General features: G+C 71.2%; 15 protein-coding genes and 1 tRNA gene. 5 read left to right on the top strand and 11 right to left on the bottom strand.

The features are described from left to right. The first annotated feature begins 4 nt into the window (after positions 1–4). Both OG875_RS16035 and OG875_RS16040 read left to right on the top strand, forming a co-directional pair. Entirely contained in the window at positions 5–325 is a 321-nt protein-coding gene (locus OG875_RS16035; protein WP_330174916.1) for a hypothetical protein, read from the top strand. A gap of 102 nt (positions 326–427) precedes the next feature. Next, a complete protein-coding gene (locus OG875_RS16040) occupies positions 428–1219 on the top strand; it encodes a response regulator transcription factor (RefSeq protein ID WP_330174917.1) in 792 nt (263 codons plus the stop codon). 414 nt (positions 1220–1633) lie between these two features. On the opposite strand, the gene OG875_RS16045 is transcribed toward OG875_RS16040, so the two are convergent. From OG875_RS16045 to OG875_RS16060, 4 genes are all read right to left on the bottom strand, one after another. Further along, complete coding sequence (locus OG875_RS16045) at positions 1634–2104, bottom strand: PPOX class F420-dependent oxidoreductase (protein WP_330174918.1); 471 nt, start codon at positions 2102–2104, stop codon at positions 1634–1636. A gap of 10 nt (positions 2105–2114) precedes the next feature. Continuing rightward, positions 2115–2942 (bottom strand): YceI family protein, encoded by an 828-nt coding sequence (locus OG875_RS16050; RefSeq protein WP_330174919.1) that lies wholly within the window; start codon positions 2940–2942, stop codon positions 2115–2117. 325 nt (positions 2943–3267) lie between these two features. Next, positions 3268–5886, bottom strand: a complete 2619-nt coding sequence (locus OG875_RS16055; protein ID WP_330174920.1) for an MFS transporter — start codon at positions 5884–5886, stop codon at positions 3268–3270. Between the two features lie 154 nt (positions 5887–6040). Then, entirely contained in the window at positions 6041–6481 is a 441-nt protein-coding gene (locus OG875_RS16060) for a MarR family winged helix-turn-helix transcriptional regulator (protein ID WP_330174921.1), read from the bottom strand. Between the two features lie 254 nt (positions 6482–6735). On the opposite strand from OG875_RS16060, the gene OG875_RS16065 reads away from it, so the two are divergent. Beyond that, the gene (locus tag OG875_RS16065) at positions 6736–6942 is read left to right on the top strand and encodes a hypothetical protein (protein ID WP_330174922.1); all 207 of its coding nucleotides are present in this window, start codon (positions 6736–6738) and stop codon (positions 6940–6942) included. Between the two features lie 338 nt (positions 6943–7280). Here the strand turns inward: OG875_RS16065 and OG875_RS16070 are convergent, their stop codons facing one another. From OG875_RS16070 to OG875_RS16085, 4 genes are all read right to left on the bottom strand, one after another. After that, on the bottom strand, positions 7281–8165 hold the full coding sequence (locus tag OG875_RS16070; protein WP_330174923.1) for an RNA polymerase sigma factor SigF: 885 nt from the start codon (positions 8163–8165) through the stop codon (positions 7281–7283). 221 nt (positions 8166–8386) lie between these two features. Beyond that, a complete protein-coding gene (locus tag OG875_RS16075; protein ID WP_330174924.1) occupies positions 8387–9190 on the bottom strand; it encodes an RNA polymerase sigma factor SigF in 804 nt (267 codons plus the stop codon). Positions 9191–9774: 584 nt separating this feature from the next. Then, positions 9775–10068 (bottom strand): Dabb family protein, encoded by a 294-nt coding sequence (locus OG875_RS16080; protein ID WP_330174925.1) that lies wholly within the window; start codon positions 10066–10068, stop codon positions 9775–9777. A gap of 203 nt (positions 10069–10271) precedes the next feature. Further along, positions 10272–10436 (bottom strand): hypothetical protein, encoded by a 165-nt coding sequence (locus OG875_RS16085; protein WP_330174926.1) that lies wholly within the window; start codon positions 10434–10436, stop codon positions 10272–10274. A gap of 567 nt (positions 10437–11003) precedes the next feature. On the opposite strand from OG875_RS16085, the gene OG875_RS16090 reads away from it, so the two are divergent. Further along, positions 11004–13094 carry a discoidin domain-containing protein gene (locus OG875_RS16090; protein WP_330177761.1) on the top strand — a complete coding sequence of 697 codons (2091 nt, stop codon included), beginning with the start codon at positions 11004–11006 and terminating at the stop codon, positions 13092–13094. A 293-nt stretch (positions 13095–13387) separates the two neighbouring features. Here OG875_RS16090 and OG875_RS16095 read toward each other — a convergent pair. The 3 genes from OG875_RS16095 to OG875_RS16105 all read right to left on the bottom strand — a co-directional run bounded on the left by OG875_RS16095 (position 13388) and on the right by OG875_RS16105 (position 14762). Further along, positions 13388–13472, bottom strand: a tRNA-Ser gene (locus OG875_RS16095). A gap of 31 nt (positions 13473–13503) precedes the next feature. Continuing rightward, positions 13504–14043 carry a tRNA adenosine(34) deaminase TadA gene (gene tadA, locus OG875_RS16100; protein WP_330174927.1) on the bottom strand — a complete coding sequence of 180 codons (540 nt, stop codon included), beginning with the start codon at positions 14041–14043 and terminating at the stop codon, positions 13504–13506. 155 nt (positions 14044–14198) lie between these two features. Continuing rightward, positions 14199–14762 carry a tRNA adenosine deaminase-associated protein gene (locus OG875_RS16105; RefSeq protein WP_330174928.1) on the bottom strand — a complete coding sequence of 188 codons (564 nt, stop codon included), beginning with the start codon at positions 14760–14762 and terminating at the stop codon, positions 14199–14201. 972 nt (positions 14763–15734) lie between these two features. Here OG875_RS16105 and upp point away from each other — a divergent pair. Further along, on the top strand, positions 15735–16370 hold the full coding sequence (upp, locus tag OG875_RS16110) for a uracil phosphoribosyltransferase (protein WP_330174929.1): 636 nt from the start codon (positions 15735–15737) through the stop codon (positions 16368–16370). Positions 16371–16398 lie beyond the last annotated feature (28 nt).

The following is a 16398-nucleotide window of genomic DNA, read 5'->3' on the forward strand; positions in this document are numbered from 1 at the left end:
CGAGATGTCCCGTACGGACAAGACGAAGCCGCCGTGGGTCCGCCACGCGGAGCACCACCCCCTGCCTGCCCACGACCACCGCCACGGCCCCTGCGACCTGCCGCCCGCGCCGGTACGGGAGGCCCCGGACACCCGCTGCCGATGGGCCCGGACACTGCTGACCCTGATCGGTCGCCCCTGCTGCGCCGGATGCAAGGTGCGCTCCCATGTCAGGGAACGGCAGGAGTGGGCGAAGGCCGGCAACCGCAAGCAGCGGTACGCGGGCCGGCGTGAGGCCCGCCGTCTCGCCGCTGCCGAGTGGGCCGGGGAGGCCGACGGCCGGTAGAGGAACCCGTCCGGCGGATCGTCGCGGACGCGGGGCGCGTTCTCAGGCAATTCACAGGAAGTGGCAAGGCCGCTCTCAGAGGCGTTCGCCACTGTGGGCACCATGACCCTCACCTCGCCCCACACCGCGCCCCACACCGCGCCCCGCACCGCGTCCCGCCGGCGCACCGAGACGCTCAGGCCGGACGGGAACCCCGTCCGGGTCCTCGTCGTGGACGGCGAGGCCACACTCGCCGAGCTGATGTCCATGACCCTGCGCCACGAGGGGTGGGAGGTCCGCAGCGCGTCCGACGCCGCGGGCGCCCTGCGCGCGGCGCGGGACTTCGGGCCCGACGCGGTCGTCCTGGACACGGCGCTGCCCGACATGGACGCCCTGACCGTCCTCGGGCGGCTGCGCGCCGAACTGCCCCGCGTACCCGTCCTGTTCCTCGCCGCCAAGGACGGCGCGGGGGAACGGATCGCCGGGCTCACGGCGGGCGGCGACGACTGCGTCACCAAACCCTTCGGCCTGGAGGAGGTCGCGGGGCGGCTGCGCGCGCTCGTACGGCGCTCCGGAACGGCCCTCGTACGAGGCGGCGGCAGCGGTGAACCGCTGCTGGTCGTGGGCGACTTGACGCTCGACGAGGAGAGCCGCGAGGTCCGGCGGGCCGGGCGGTCCATCCGTCTCACGGCGACGGAGTTCGACCTGCTGCGCTACCTGATGCGCAATCCGCGCCGTGTGCTGAGCAAGGCCCAGATCCTGGACCGGGTGTGGTCGTACGACTTCGGCGGCCAGGCGAACATCGTGGAGCTGTACATCTCCTACCTGCGGCGGAAGATCGACGTGGGCCGCCCCCCGATGATCCACACCCGGCGGGGAGCGGGATATCTGATCCGGCCGGGCGAACAGCCCTGACCGAACTGCCGGTTCCCCGCGCGCGTATCCCCACGGGTGCGGCGGGTCCTCGCCACCGCCGCCCCCTGCCGAGAAGCGGCGTCGGACCCCGCGAGAAAGGGAACCCCGCGAGAAAGAGACCCCGCGCGAACGGGACCCCGCGCGAACAGGACTTCCGCGAACGGGACTTCACATGAACGGGACTGCACGTGCGCGCTCGAACCCCTCGTCGCGGGCATCGAGTCGATGCGGGCGCGGGTCCCCACCGGCGATCCGGGCGACGATGCAGGCGCGGCCCGGCGGCCCGGCGGCCCGGCGGACCTGCGGCGCACCCGCCGGACGAGCCACCCGCCGGGTTGCTCCGGACGAGCCACCCGCCCCGCTGCTCCGGAGGAGCCACCCGCCCCGCTGCTCCGGAGGAGCCGGCTGCCCCCGCTACTCCGGCGGAGCCAGCCGCGCCGGGAAGCCGCCCGTCGCGATCGGGCTCCACCGCTCCGGTGTGAGCCGGATGAGCGACTTCCCCTGCCGCACCATCGCCTCGCGGTACTCGTCCCAGTCCGGGTGCTCCCCCGAGATGTTGCGGAAGTACTCGACCAGCGGCTCCACCGACTCCGGCACGTCCAGCACCTCCGCCGTGCCGTCGATCTGCACCCACGGCCCGTCCCAGGTGTCCGACAGGACGATCACACTGGCGCGCGGATCCCGCTTCGCGTTGCGGGTCTTGGCGCGCTCCGGGTAGGTGGAGACGACGATCCGCCCCGAGTCGTCGACGCCGCAGGTCAGCGGCGAGCCCTGGGGGCGGCCGTCGGCCCGGGTGGTCAGCAGGATCGCCCGGTGTCTGGGGCGGACGAACTCCAGCAACTCGTCGAGCGCCACGGTGGTGTTGGTCGCGATGTTGGGTGCCATGCCCGGCAGCCTACGACTGGTCGGGGGCCGGGGGAGCGACCTCCCGTACCGCCTGAATGTCGAGTTCCACGCGCAGCGTCGTACCGATCGCCGTCATCCCCGCCCGTACCACCTGGTTGTAGTACATCGCGAAGTCGTCCCGCCTCAGCTCGGTCGTCGCCCGGAAGGCCGTCCGTACGCCGCCCCACGGGTCGGGACCGGTGCCGAGGTACGACAGGTCCAGCGCCACCTCGCGTACGACTCCGTGCAGCGCCAGCTCACCCCGTACCGTCCAGCGGTCCGGACCGGAGCGCACGACGCCCGTGCTGCGGTAGGTGATCTCCGGGAACCGCTCCACGTCCAGGAAGTCCGGCGACCTGAGGTGCTTGTCCCGGGTGTCGTTCACCGTGTCGATGCTCGACGCCGCGATGATCGCGTCCACCCGCGACCGCTCCGGGTCCGCCGCGACCTCGATCCGGCCGCCGAACTCGGTGAAGCGGCCCCGCACGCTGGAGATCCCGAGGTGCTGGGCGATCGTCGCCACCGACGAGTGCGCGGGGTCGATGGTCCACACGCCGGGCGGCGGCAGTTCGGCACCGGCCTGCCGGGTCAGGACGACCGTCCCGGCGTCGGCGACCCCGCCCCCGGTGACGAACGCGGTCGAGGCGGCGGGCGCGTAGCCGGCGGCCGTGACGATCACGGTGTACGGCCCCGGTACCAGCGCCACCTCGGCGGACACCGCCCCGTCCGCGTCGACGTCGGCGCGCGCCACCTGCCGGCCGGTCCGGTCGGTCAGGGTGACGGCGGCGTGCTGGACGGCCCAGCCCTCCGGGGTCCGTACCTGTGCGCGAAGTCCCATCCCGTTTCTCTCTCCTCGTTCGCTGTTGTCCGGACCAAGAGGTGGGCCCCGGCGTGGTCGCGGCAAGCCGTCCCCAGGCTGCCGCCCCCGCACCGGGGCCCTCTCCACCGGACCGGGCGCGCCTCCGCTGGGGACGCGCCCCGCCCGGGGGCTTTGCTCGCGTACATCGACGGCGTGCCGGTGCCGGTCGTCGCACCGGATGCGCCTGCCGTACCGGCCTGCCGGTGGTTTCCGCCTGCCGGTGGTTTCCGCCTGCCGGTGGTTTCCGCCTGTCGGCGGTTCCCGCCTGCCGGTGGTCCCGGCCCGTCGGCGGTTTCCCGCCGAACTAGTCGCCGGTGTGCGCGAGTTCGATGTCGTGGCCGTCGATTCCGCGCCCGGCCACGGTCAGGGCACCGGCCACCGGCGGGTAGCCGGTCGCGATGACCGTGTACTCGCCCGTGTCCAGGTCGGCGAAACCGTACGCCCCGTCGTCGCCGGTCGTCGCCGTCGCGACCACGTTCCCCGCCGCGTCCAGCAGCGTGACACGCGCGTCCGGCAGCGGGCGCCGGTCGGCACCCGCCCGGACCGTGCCCTGGACGAGCGCGCCCGCCCGCAGCACGGCCTCGACGCGGGCCACGCCCTGCGCGGCGATCTCGACCGGCAGCGCCAGCGGCCGGAAACCGGCCGCGTTCACGGCGACGGTCACCGAGCCGGGCGGCAGCTGCGCGAAGGCGAACTCGCCGCCGTCGGCCGACTTGCCGGTCGCCAGCACGTCCCCGCGTACGTCGGTCACGATGACCAGTGCGCCCTCGACAGGCGTGTCGCCCTCGGCGCCGCGCACGGAGCCGGTGAGGCCGCTCGTACCGGCGAGCAGGACGTCGTACGCCAGCGGTCGCTCGCCCACCGCCACCGTGGTGGCCTGCGGCTGGAAACCGTCCGCCGAGGCGATCAGGACGTACGAACCCGGCTCCGGCGCGTCCACCGCGTAGCCGCCCTGTTCGTCGGCGACCGTACGGCCCAACTGGCGGCCCGCCGGGGAGATGAGCGTGACGGCGGCCCGGGGCACGGTCCCGCCCTCGCCACCGCGTACGACGCCGTGGACCACGGGGCCCACGAGGGTCGCGGCGGCGGGCACGGTCTCCGGCGGCGTGGTCTCCGTCGGCGCGCCGGGCCCGGCCGTGGCGGTGGCCGGCGCATCGGGATCCGTGCCCGCCTCCGTCCACGTCGTCTCCGTCCACGTCCCCGCACCCGCGTCCATGACCACTCCGGCGTCCATGTGCGCCGCGACCGGTTCGGCGACCGGTGCGCCCTCCGGGCTCTCCGCGCCGTTCTCCGCGCCGTTCTCCGTGTCGCTCGCCGCCGTGTCACCGGCGGCGCGCGTCTTCAGCGCGACCTCCTTGATGAACAGGGTGATCAGCAGGGCGAGCAGCGCGGCCGGAGCCGAGAAGAGGAAGACATCGGCGACACCGTGCCCGTATGCCGCCTCCACGACGGTCCGCATCGGGCCGGGCAGCGCGTCCAGGTTCGGGATGCCCCCGCCGCCTGTACCGGCGTGACCGGCCGCGGCGGCCTCGGGGCCGAGGTCGGCCAGCCCGTCCGTGACGTACGAGGCGACCCGGTTGCCCAGCACCGCGCCCAGCGCCGAGACGCCGATGGCGCCGCCGAGGGAGCGGAAGAAGGTGACGACGGAACTCGCGGCGCCCAGGTCCTTCGGGGAGACCTGGTTCTGCGTGCACAGGACCAGGTTCTGCATCATCATGCCGACGCCGAGGCCCATGACCGCCATGTAGGCCGCGATGTGCCAGTACGCGGTGTCGTACCGGATGGTGCCCAGCAGTCCGAGACCGGCCGTCACCAGCACACCACCGCTGACCAGCCACGCCTTCCAGCGCCCGGTCCTGGTGATGACGAGACCCGACACGGTCGAGGAGAGGAAGAGTCCACCGATCATCGGGATCGTCATGACGCCGGACATGGTCGGCGACTTGTCCCGCGCGAGCTGGAAGTACTGGCTGAAGAAGACGGTGCCCGCGAACATCGCGATGCCGACGAACAGCGACGCCAGCGAGGCGAGGGTGATCGTGCGGTTGCGGAAGAGGCGGAGCGGGATGATCGGCTCGGCGGCCCGCGACTCGGTGAGGAGAAAGAGCCCGCCGAGTGCGACGGTGCCGGCGAGCATCGTGTACGTCTGCCAGGACGCCCAGTCGTACTTGTCACCGGCGAAGGTGACCCAGAGCAGCAGCAGCGAGACGGCCGCGCTGATGAGGAACGCGCCCGTCCAGTCGATGGTGACCTTGCGCTTGACGACCGGGAGCTTGAGGGTCTTCTGGAGGACGAGCAGCGCGACGATCGCGAAGGGCACGCCGACGTAGAAGCACCAGCGCCAGCCGAGCCACGAGGTGTCGGTGATGACACCGCCGATGAGCGGGCCGCCGACGGTGGCGACGGCGAAGGTCGCGCCGAGATAGCCGCTGTAGCGCCCGCGCTCACGCGGGGCGATCATCGCGGCCATGATGATCTGGGCGAGGGCGGTGAGACCGCCGACGCCGATGCCCTGGACGACGCGGAAGACGATCAGCGTGCCCGCGTTCTGGGACAGTCCGGCCGCCGCCGAGGCGACCACATAGAGGGTCAGGGCTATCTGGACCAGCAGCTTCTTGCTGAACAGGTCCGCGAGCTTGCCCCAGAGGGGAGTGGTCGCCGTCATCGCGAGGAGCGAGGCGGTCACCACCCAGGTGTACGCGCTCTGGCCGCCGCCGAGGTCGGAGATGATCTCGGGCAGGGCGTTGGTGACGACCGTCGAGGAGAGGATCGCCACGAACATGCCGAGCAGCAGGCCGGAGAGCGCCTCCATGATCTGGCGGTGGGTCATCGGCGTGCCGGGTGCCGCCTCGGTGGCGGGGGTGCCGCCGCCGTGCTTGGCGTGGCCGCCCCGTACACCCGTTGGTGTGGTGGTCGTAGCCATGGAAGTCCTTGTCTTGCGTGGTGTGGCTGGTGTCGGGGTCGGCGTCGGGGTCCGGTCCTTCGGATCCGGTCCCGACTCTTCGGTCCCGGTCCTTCGGTCCCGGTCCGGGTGTCGGCGGCCGGGTGCCGGTCGGCGGAGGTCGGCCGCCTCGGGGTCAGCGGCCGGGCCGGCAGTCGGCGAAGTCGCTCCGCAGGCGGGCCAGCATGGTGTTGAGCCGGCCGACCTCGTCGTCGGTCCAGTCGGACAGCGCGCGGGCGAAGATGTCGGTCGTCCGGCGCGCGAGTTCGTCGAGCAGCTCCCGGCCCTCGGGGGTGAGCCGGAGTATGCGCGAGCGCCGGTCGGCGAGATCGGGCGCGCGCTCTATCCAGCCGCGTTCCGCCGTGTGGGCCACATGTCTGCTGGTGACGGACATGTCCACGGCCAGCAGCTCGGCGAGACGGCTCGTGCGCATCTCGCCGTGCCGCTCCAGCAGGGTCAGTACGGCGGCGGAGCCGCTCGGACAGTCGGGCGGCAGGAGCCGGGAGAGCCCCCGTTTCACCGCGCCGATGGCACTGAGCTGGCGGGCCAGTTCCGCGTACTGACTCTGGGCGGCCATGACCCCTCCGAGAAGACCCCGCGCACCCGTGGCGCTATGTCGTTGCTTGGGGCAACCATAGAAGCGGTTGGTTGCTGAAGGCAAACGAAAGAAGGGCCCCGGCGGTAAAGGAACCGGAAAGGCTTCGCCTGCGCCGGGTCAACGGTTTCGGGCGGCGCGACGAGGCGCCGGAGGCGTGCGGAACGTCCTCCGGGGGACTCCGGAGTCGCCCCGGGGGTTGGGTGGGGGTGCGGTGTTCGCTAGGGTCCTGGCTCATGGCACACAACCCCCATGCCCCGCAGGGCCCCGAGGGAAATCCCGACCCCGCGGGCAGTACTCAGATGTTCCGCGCCTTCGTCGACGACGGTGAGCCGCAGCGTCGGCAGGCGCCTCAGCGGAGTGGATCGAAGAACGGTCTGATCATCGGCGTCGTGGCCGTGATCGTAATCCTGGGCGCGGTCGCCTGGCTCGCGCTCGGCTGACCGTACGTCACGGGGTGCCGGGTGCCGGTGTCGGGCACCGATCGCCGGTCGTCAGTCGTCGGCCGTCGGTTATGAGTCGTCGGTTGTCGGTCGCCGGGGCGCTGATCGCGGTCACTCGTCACCCCGAGGCGGTTATGTCCCGCCAGTCACGACAGTCCCGCCCGTCACATCAGGCTTGTCACGTCGGACCCGGCACACCACACCCGGGCCGGCGCCGGTCGCCCGGCACGCGTCGCCCGACACTCGTCACCCGGCGGTGGCGCTCCGCTCCCCTCGGGGGGCGTCACCGCGACCGGCACCGGCCTTCGCCGGGGCCGTCCACGCGGTGACGCCCGCTGTCAGTCGGCGATCAGCCCTTCGCGCAGCTGCGCGAGCGTACGGGTCAGCAGGCGCGAGACGTGCATCTGCGAGATGCCGACCTCCTCGCCGATCTGGGACTGCGTCATGTTCGCGAAGAAGCGCAGCATGATGATCTGCCGCTCGCGGGGCGGGAGTTTGGCCAGCAGCGGCTTCAGCGACTCGCGGTACTCCACCCCTTCCAGGGCCATGTCCTCGTACCCCAGACGGTCCGCCAGCGAGCCCTCGCCGCCGTCGTCCTCGGGGGACGGGGAGTCCAGCGAGGAGGCCGTGTACGCGTTCCCGACCGCGAGGCCGTCGACCACGTCCTCCTCCGACACGCCCAGTACCAGGGCGAGTTCGGGCACGGTCGGCGAACGGTCCAGCTTCTGCGCCAGGTCGTCGCTGGCCTTCGTCAGCGCCAGCCGGAGCTCCTGGAGCCGGCGGGGGACGCGCACGGACCACGACGTGTCGCGGAAGAAGCGCTTGATCTCGCCGACGACGGTCGGCATCGCGAACGTGGGGAATTCCACGCCCCGTTCGCAGTCGAAGCGGTCGATCGCCTTGATGAGGCCGATCGTGCCGACCTGGACGATGTCCTCCATCGGCTCGTTGCGACTGCGGAACCGGGCCGCCGCGTACCGCACGAGCGGCAGGTTCAGCTCGATGAGGGTGTCACGCACATAGGTGCGCTCCGGGCTGTCCTGGGCGAGCACGGCGAGCCGCAGGAACAGGGAGCGGGAGAGAGTGCGGGTGTCGATGGCTTCCGGCTGGGACACGCGCGGTTCGGCCGCGGTGTCGAGGCCGTTCTGCGCCTCCGGCGCCTCCGGTGCCTGGTCGCTCTTGTTGAGCGTGAGCACCTTCGAGCTGCCCTGTTCTACGGACATGCCACCCCCTTGAGGTCGCTGACGGTCGCGGTGGCCGCTCCCGTCGAAGGAACGCAGCCTCCACCTGAATACCGGCGGTGGGGCCGCGGCAAACGCGCTTCCAGCAGAATGTCACATGTCGTCAACACGCTGTAGCGCCAAGTCGACATATCTGCACCGGAATGAGGGGGTATGCGAATTTGCAGCTGGAGAGTGCGCCGCCGGGTTACTACCCGGAAGAGCTACGCTTCGATCCTGTTTGCGGATCGCAAACGCGCGAAGCTTCGCGCCAGCAGCCGTGAGACATGCATCTGGGAGACGCCGAGCTCCTGGCTGATCTGGGACTGCGTCAGGTTGTTGTAGTAGCGCAGCATCAGGATGCGCTGTTCCCGCTCGGGCAGCTGGACGAGCAGATGCCGGACCAGATCGCGGTGTTCGACACCGGCCAGCGCCGGGTCCTCGTAGCCGAGCCGGTCGAGCAGGCCGGGCAGTCCGTCGCCCTCCTGGGCCGCTTCCAGCGAGGTCGCGTGGTACGACCTCCCCGCCTCGATGCAGGCGAGGACCTCCTCCTCGGAGATCTTCAGCCGCGCGGCGATCTCGGCGGTGGTCGGGGAGCGGCCGTGAGCCGTCGTCAGGTCCTCGGTGGCGCCGGTGACCTGGACCCACAGCTCATGGAGCCGGCGCGGGACGTGGACGGTCCGTACGTTGTCGCGGAAGTAGCGTTTGATCTCGCCGACGACGGTCGGCATCGCGAAGGTCGGGAACTGCACGCCCCGGTCCGGGTCGAAGCGGTCGATCGCGTTGATGAGGCCGATCGTGCCGACCTGGATGACGTCCTCCATCGGCTCGTTGCGGCTGCGGAAGCGGGCGGCGGCATACCGCACGAGCGGCAGGTTCGCCTCGATGAGCGCGCTGCGTACGCGGGTGTGCTCGGGGCTGCCCCGTTCCAGGTCCCTGATCTGCGAGAAGAGCAACTGGGTCAGCGCCCGGGTGTCGGCGCCCCGGGTCGCCGGTGTGGACGGCCGTGGCTCGCCCTCTCCCGGCACCTCGACGAGGGGGGCCGCGGCGGACGTGTCCGCGGGGGCGGCGCCTGTGGCGGAAGTGCTCCCGGGGGCGGCGTTCCGGGCGGATGTGGCCGCGGCCGGGGTTCCGGCCGCCGGGGGCCCGACGGACGGCGCTCCGGCCTTGGAATCGGCCCTGGAGCCTGTTCTTGAGTCGGTTCTTGAGTCGGTTCTTGAGTCGTCCCCGGAGTCGGCCCCCGCGTCGGTCCTGGAGCCGGTCCTGGGGCCGGTCCTGGAGTCGATCGTGGCATCGCGTGTGGATTCACGCGTGGATTCGGATCCGGGTTCCGCCCGCGGTCCGGATCTGGGCTCGGATCTGGAATCGCTCTGGGGCGGCATACGAGGCGTTGTACTGGCCGGCACGGTCACGCCACCCCTTCGCGGTCAACTACGGTCAACTCATCCGTCAAAAGCGGTCATAGCATCACAAGACATGCCCACTGTGTGCAAGCACCAGAAAGCTCCGTGTTGGCGCGGCAGTCGCCCCTCGAACGCGAAAAGCCCCACGCCGTGAGGGCGTGGGGCCGGGCGCCGAGAAGGCCGGGCGCGGGGAAAACGGTCGGAAGCGGTCAGAACTCGTAGTCGGCGATCACCCAGGTGGCGAATTCGCGCCACTGCGCGACGCCCGCCTGATGGTCGGGGTGCTCCAGATACCGGGTGAGCGCGGCGGCGTCGGCGACCGCCGAGTTGATGGCGAAGTCGTGGGCGATCGGCCGGTCGCTGATGTTCCAGCCGCACTCCCAGAACTCCAGTTCCGGGATGGTGCCGCCCAGTCCGAAGAAGGCCCGCGCGCCGGCGACGACCCGGGGTTCGTCGCGCGAGACGCCCTCGTTGAGCTTGAAGAGGACCAGATGCCGGATCACGGAGGGCTCCTGACGGGGACGCGGAATGAAGAACGGGCCGACGAACGAGGAACGGGCCGCCGGGAGGTGAACGGCCGCCGGGTGAAGGGCGGGCCTCGCGAACGGGGCGCCCGACGGGCGGCAGGGCCGGGTGGCGACCGGCGGAAGGACCGGCGGCTGCGAAAAGGGGCGCGATCACCGCTCCCCGGATCCCGCGGTCGCGGCTACTCTACGAGCTCGGTCATGAACTCGCCGACACCCTCGGCCGCGCTGGCTATGCCCTCGAACCCGACCTGGACGAGATCGGCGGACCGTTCGGGTGACGTGATGATCGTGTACAGCACGAAGACTATGAGCAGATAGAGCACGATTTTCTTCGTTTGCACCATCAGCGTTGCCTCCCTGCGGTCCCCGTGCGATCGCGTGAGTCTAACCGTACGAATGCGTCGGTTCGGAGGCCGATTTCGATCACTCATGTGACCGCATTCGGCCGGACGGCATTCGGGCTCGCTCGACGCGTGCGGGTCGCTCCCCGAGCGGTCCGCCGTACCGGCCGCGCGAGTGCCCCGCTCCGTCGCTCCGCGCCCGCCGTGCCACTGCCCCGCTCCGTCAGGACCTGAACGCATACTCTGCGGGACACGTCGCGAAGAGGGGCAAAAGCCCCGCAGGGTCGGTTAGTTGTTGACCGGAAGGCAACCCGAGACGGTCGGTGCGTGCACAACTCTTGACGTGTACGAAACACGATAGAACCATCTGGCGTAACGAGAGAGCGCTCTCCGGGATTCTGCCCGATCTCTCCGGTCCGTGTCCCGAACTCACCCCCGTTGCAAGAGACTTCAGGAGACCTGCCCATGCACGCTCCGCCGTCCGTAGTTCCGGTGCTCAGGAGACCGTCGTCGGCCAGACGCCGAGGCATCGCCGCGTCCATCGCCGCGACCCTGGTCGCCTCCCTGCTGATGCTCATCCCCACCACCACCGCCGCGAGCGCCGCGCCGACCCTGCTCTCGCAGGGCAAGCCGGTGACGGTCTCCAGCACGGAGAACGGAGGCACCCCCGCGTCGGCCGCCGTCGACGGCGACAACGGCACCCGCTGGTCGAGCGCCGCCAGCGACCCGCAGTGGATCCAGGTCGACCTCGGCTCCACCTACGCGCTCAGCCAGGTCCTGCTGCGCTGGGAGACCGCGTACTCCAAGGCGTACCGGATCGAGCTGTCCACCAACGGCACGAGCTGGACGACCGCGTACTCCACCACCACGAGCCCCGGTGGCAACGAGACGCTGAACGTCTCCGGCAGCGCCCGCTACGTGAAGCTCACCGGCACCACCCGCGCCACCCAGTACGGCCACTCGCTCTGGGAGTTCCAGGTGTTCGGCGAGAGCGGCGGCACGGGCCCCGGCGGTCCGATCCAGGGCGGCGGTGACCTCGGCCCGAACGTCAAGGTCTTCGACCCGTCCACGCCCAACATCCAGGGCACGCTGGACACGATCTTCCGCCAGCAGGAGTCGGCCCAGTTCGGCACCGGGCGCTACCAGCTCCTCTTCAAGCCGGGCACGTACAGCGGCCTCAACGCCCAGATCGGCTTCTACACCTCGATCTCCGGTCTCGGCCTGAAGCCCGACGACACCAACATCAACGGTGACATCACCGTCGACGCCGGCTGGTTCAACGGCAACGCCACGCAGAACTTCTGGCGCTCGGCCGAGAACCTCGCCGTCACCCCGGTCAGCGGCAGCAACCGCTGGGCCGTCGCGCAGGCGGCGCCGTTCCGCCGTATGCACGTCAAGGGCGGGCTCAACCTGGCGCCTGCCAGCTACGGCTGGGCCAGCGGCGGCTACATCGCCGACAGCAAGATCGACGGCCAGATCACGCCGTACTCGCAGCAGCAGTGGTACACGCGTGACAGCGCCATCGGGGGCTGGGGCAACGGCGTCTGGAACATGGCGTTCTCCGGGGTCGAGGGCGCGCCCGCGACGTCCTTCCCGAACCCGCCGTACACCACGCTCGCCAACACGCCGACCTCCCGCGAGAAGCCGTTCCTCTACCTGGACGGCAACACGTACAAGGTCTTCGTGCCGGCCAAGCGCACCAACGCGCGCGGCGTCTCCTGGAACGGCACCCCGCAGGGTGAGTCCCTGCCGCTCGACCAGTTCTACGTGGTCAAGCCGGGTGCCACGGCGGCCACCATCAACGCGGCGCTCGCCCAGGGCCTGCACCTGCTCTTCACCCCGGGCATCTACCACGTCGACCAGTCGATCAACGTCAACCGGGCGAACACCGTGGTCCTCGGCCTCGGCTACGCCACGATCATCCCGGACAACGGGGTGACCGCGATGAAGGTCGCCGACGTGGACGGCGTGAAGCTGGCCGGCTTCCTGATCGACGCCGGACCGGTGAACTCCCCGACCCTGCTGGAGGTCGGCCCGCAGAACGCCTCCGCCGACCACTCCGCCAACCCGACGACGGTCCAGGACGTCTTCATCCGCATCGGCGGCGCGGGCCCCGGCAAGGCCACCACCAGCATGGTCGTCAACAGCGACGACGCGATCATCGACCACACCTGGATCTGGCGGGCCGACCACGGTGAGGGCGTCGGCTGGGAGACCAACCGCGCCGACTACGGCCTCCAGGTGAACGGCGACGACGTCCTCGCGACGGGTCTGTTCGTCGAACACTTCAACAAGTACGACGTGCGCTGGAGCGGCGAGCGGGGCCGGACGATCTTCTTCCAGAACGAGAAGGCGTACGACGCCCCGAACCAGGCGTCCATCCAGAACGGCAGCATCCAGGGCTACGCCGGCTACAAGGTGGACGACTCCGTCGTCACCCATGAGGGCTGGGCCATGGGCAGCTACTGCAACTACACGTCCGACCCGAACATCCGTCAGGAGCACGGCTTCCAGGCGCCGGTGAAGCCAGGGGTGAAGTTCCACAACATCCTGGTCGTCTCACTCGGCGGCATGGGCCAGTACAACCATGTGATCAACAGCGTCGGCGCACCGACCTCGGGCACGTCGACGATCCCGTCGAACATCGTGAACTTCCCGTAGCACGGTGAAGCGGTAGCGCCGTGCGGCGGCACGGCGGCTGACGCCTCGGGACCCCGTCTCTCCCCGGACTCCACGGAGTTCGCGGAGGGGCGGGGTCTCTCGCGTGCGAGGGGCGGGGCCGGGCGTACGGGAGGGGCGGGGGCCCGCGTACGGGGATCGGGACCCGAGCGCACCGGAGGGCCCGGGTGGCCGACCCCACCGTGCCGGTGCTCGTGCCTGTGTGCCGGACTGTGCCTGGGCGCACGCAAAACACCCTCCCGATCGCGTTTCCGCAGATCAAGAGGGTGTGAGAGCGGTAGCGGAGGGATTTGAACCCTCGGTGAGTTTCCCCACACTCGCTTTCGAGGCGAGCTCCTTCGGCCGCTCGGACACGCTACCGAGAGAAAGCTTAGCCCAAGGTGGCCCGTGGTCAGAAATCGATTGTCCGGCGGTCCCGGAAGAAGTCCTTCAGCAGCTGCGAGCACTCGTCGGCGAGCACTCCGTGGATCACTTCCGGGCGGTGGTTGAGACGGCGGTCCCGTACGACGTCCCAGAGCGAGCCCGCCGCGCCTGCCTTCGCGTCGAGCGCGCCGTACACCACGCGGGCCACCCGTGACTGCACCAGCGCGCCCGCGCACATCGTGCACGGCTCCAGGGTCACCACGAGCGTGCAGCCGGTCAGCCGCCAGGCGCCCAGCTCGGCCGCGGCCCGGCGGACGGCCAGGACCTCGGCGTGCGCGGTCGGGTCGCCGGTCAGCTCACGTTCGTTGTGGCCCCGGGACAGGACCGAGCCGTCCGGGGCCAGCACGAGGGCGCCGACCGGCACATCGCCGGACGGCGCCGCGCGCGCGGCCTCTTCCAGGGCGAGGCGCATCGGCGCCCGCCACCGGTCACGCACCGGGTCGGGTCCCGGTTCACGCACCGGGTGAGTAACCGGGTCGGGCGGCGAGGCGGTGTCCTCGTCGGCCATGGGGTCGGAGTTCGGGTCGGTGTCCGGGCCAGTGCCTGAACCGGTGGCCGGATCGGAGTTCGGATCTGAGGTCGGGTCGGGGTTCGGGTCGGTCAGGGGGTCGTCGGCCGGCGGACCGTGGTCCGCCGGGGCCTGCCGGGGGTCGTGCTCCGTCACTAGCGGGCGGTCTCCAGCACCTCGGAGGCGCCCAGCGCGTCCGCGATCTCGGACATGGCGTCGGACTCCAGCGCCAGCAGCTCCGCCTCCGACAGACCCAGGTCGGCCAGGATCGAGCGGTCGCCCGCCGGTCCCGGAGGAACCGTTCCCGCTCCGGTCACGCCGACCGGACCGGTATCCGCGTCCAGGTGCTCCGTGTCCTCCGTGTCCTCCTGCTCTTGAGTCTCGCCGTCCTCGGTGCCGTCGAGGTCCAGCGTGTCCAGGGCGTCGGCGAGGTCGTCATCGTCCCCGCCGAGCAGTTCGTCCGTGAGGATCTCCCCGTACGAGGAGCGTGCGGCCATGGCCGCGTCGGAGACGTAGATGCGAGGATCCTCCTCGCCCTCCACGCGGAGCACGCCGAACCAGGCGTCCTCCTGCTCGATGAAGACGAGCACCGTGTCCTCGTCCACCGAGGCTTCGCGGGCCAGATCGGTCAGATCCGACAAGGTCTCCACGTCGTCGAGCTCTGTGTCGCTCGCTTCCCACCCGTCTTCGGTGCGCGCGAGCAGTGCGGCGAAGTACACCGTGACTCTCCCACTGGTCAGAGGTGACGATTCGGCGGTGCGCTGCGCTCTGCCCCGCCCACTACTCGGAATCGTGGCAGAAACCCGGCGATTGCGAGAGGTCTTCCGCCGTTGCGTCGTGCAGGCATTTTTTTGGACCGGGGCCCACGAGTGCCCGGACGGGGGCGGCCGGGAGCCGTGGAGGAGAGCGGGAGCGGGTGCCGGACGGTGCCCAAGTGGCGGTCGCGCGACGGCCGGAGGGCCGCCGGGCGGGCGGCCCGCGCCTACCAGCGGAAGGTCCGCATCCGCATCTGCTGCCGCATCCGGGCGGCCCGCGCCTGCCGAGGTTTCACCCGCTCGCGCAGGGCCTTCGCCTCGTTCAACTCCCTCAGGAACTGTGCCCGCCTCCGTCGCCGGGCCGCGTCGCTCTCGTCGGGGGGCGGATCCGGGGCGAGATCCGGGAGGGGGCTCGGGGCGGGATCCGGAGTGGAGCCCCGGGCGGGGCCGGGGGCGGCCCCGGCGCGCGTGCCGGCCGGCGGCCGGACGCCCTGAACGACGGATCGGGCACCTTTCGTGGTGGGCCGGGTGTCTTCCGCGAGGGGGCGGGTGTCGTCCGGCTCGGTGCCGTCCCGCTCCGCGTCGGCCGAGCCGGCGCCGCTGTCCCGTCCCCGCGGACTCCGCCGCTGCCGGTCCGGCATCGCCGCCTCACCACCCCGTGACTCGGTTGACTGTCTCCCCGTGCGCGGACCCGGTGGCGGTCACCTCTTTAGGAGGTCCGGCCGCCCGACCCCGTGCCCGGCTCGGTTCCGTACGACGGCGGATACCCGGTCCCGGCCCGTACGTCCGGGCGCCCCGGTCCCGTACGGCGACCGACGCCCGGTCGCGTACCAGGCCCTGCGACCCGGTCCGCCGTGCGTGCCCCAACACCTTCCCCCCGGGCGGCGGATTGATGCCGACGGATGCCCCCGACCGGGCCGCGGTTACTGTGGAGGCATGCGGATTCACGTCGTCGACCACCCGCTGGTCGCGCACAAACTCACCACGCTGCGCGACAGGCGCACCGATTCCCCTACCTTCCGGCGCCTCGCCGACGAGCTGGTCACCCTGCTCGCCTACGAGGCCACCAGGGACGTGCGCACCGAGCAGGTCGACATCGAGACTCCGGTGACGCCGACCACGGGTGTGAAGCTGTCCTACCCGCGCCCGCTCGTGGTGCCGATCCTGCGCGCCGGTCTCGGCATGCTCGACGGCATGGTGCGGCTGCTGCCGACGGCCGAGGTCGGTTTCCTCGGCATGATCCGTAATGAGGAGACGCTGGAGGCGTCGACGTACGCGACCCGGATGCCCGAGGACCTGTCGGGCCGCCAGGTGTACGTCCTGGATCCGATGCTGGCCACCGGCGGCACGCTGGTCGCGGCGATCCGCGAGCTCATCAAGCGCGGCGCGGACGACGTGACCGCCGTGGTGCTTCTCGCCGCCCCTGAGGGCGTCGAGGTGATGGAGCGCGAGCTGGCGGGCACACCGGTCACCGTTGTCACGGCGGCGGTCGACGAGCGGCTGAACGACCGCGGGTACATCGTGCCGGGGCTGGGCGACGCGGGCGACCGCATGTACGGGACGGTCGACTGAGGCACTGTCCGGCCCGGAGGCCGGAGAC

Origin of the sequence: Streptomyces sp. NBC_01498 (assembly GCF_036327775.1) — a bacterium.
Lineage (GTDB): Bacteria > Actinomycetota > Actinomycetes > Streptomycetales > Streptomycetaceae > Streptomyces.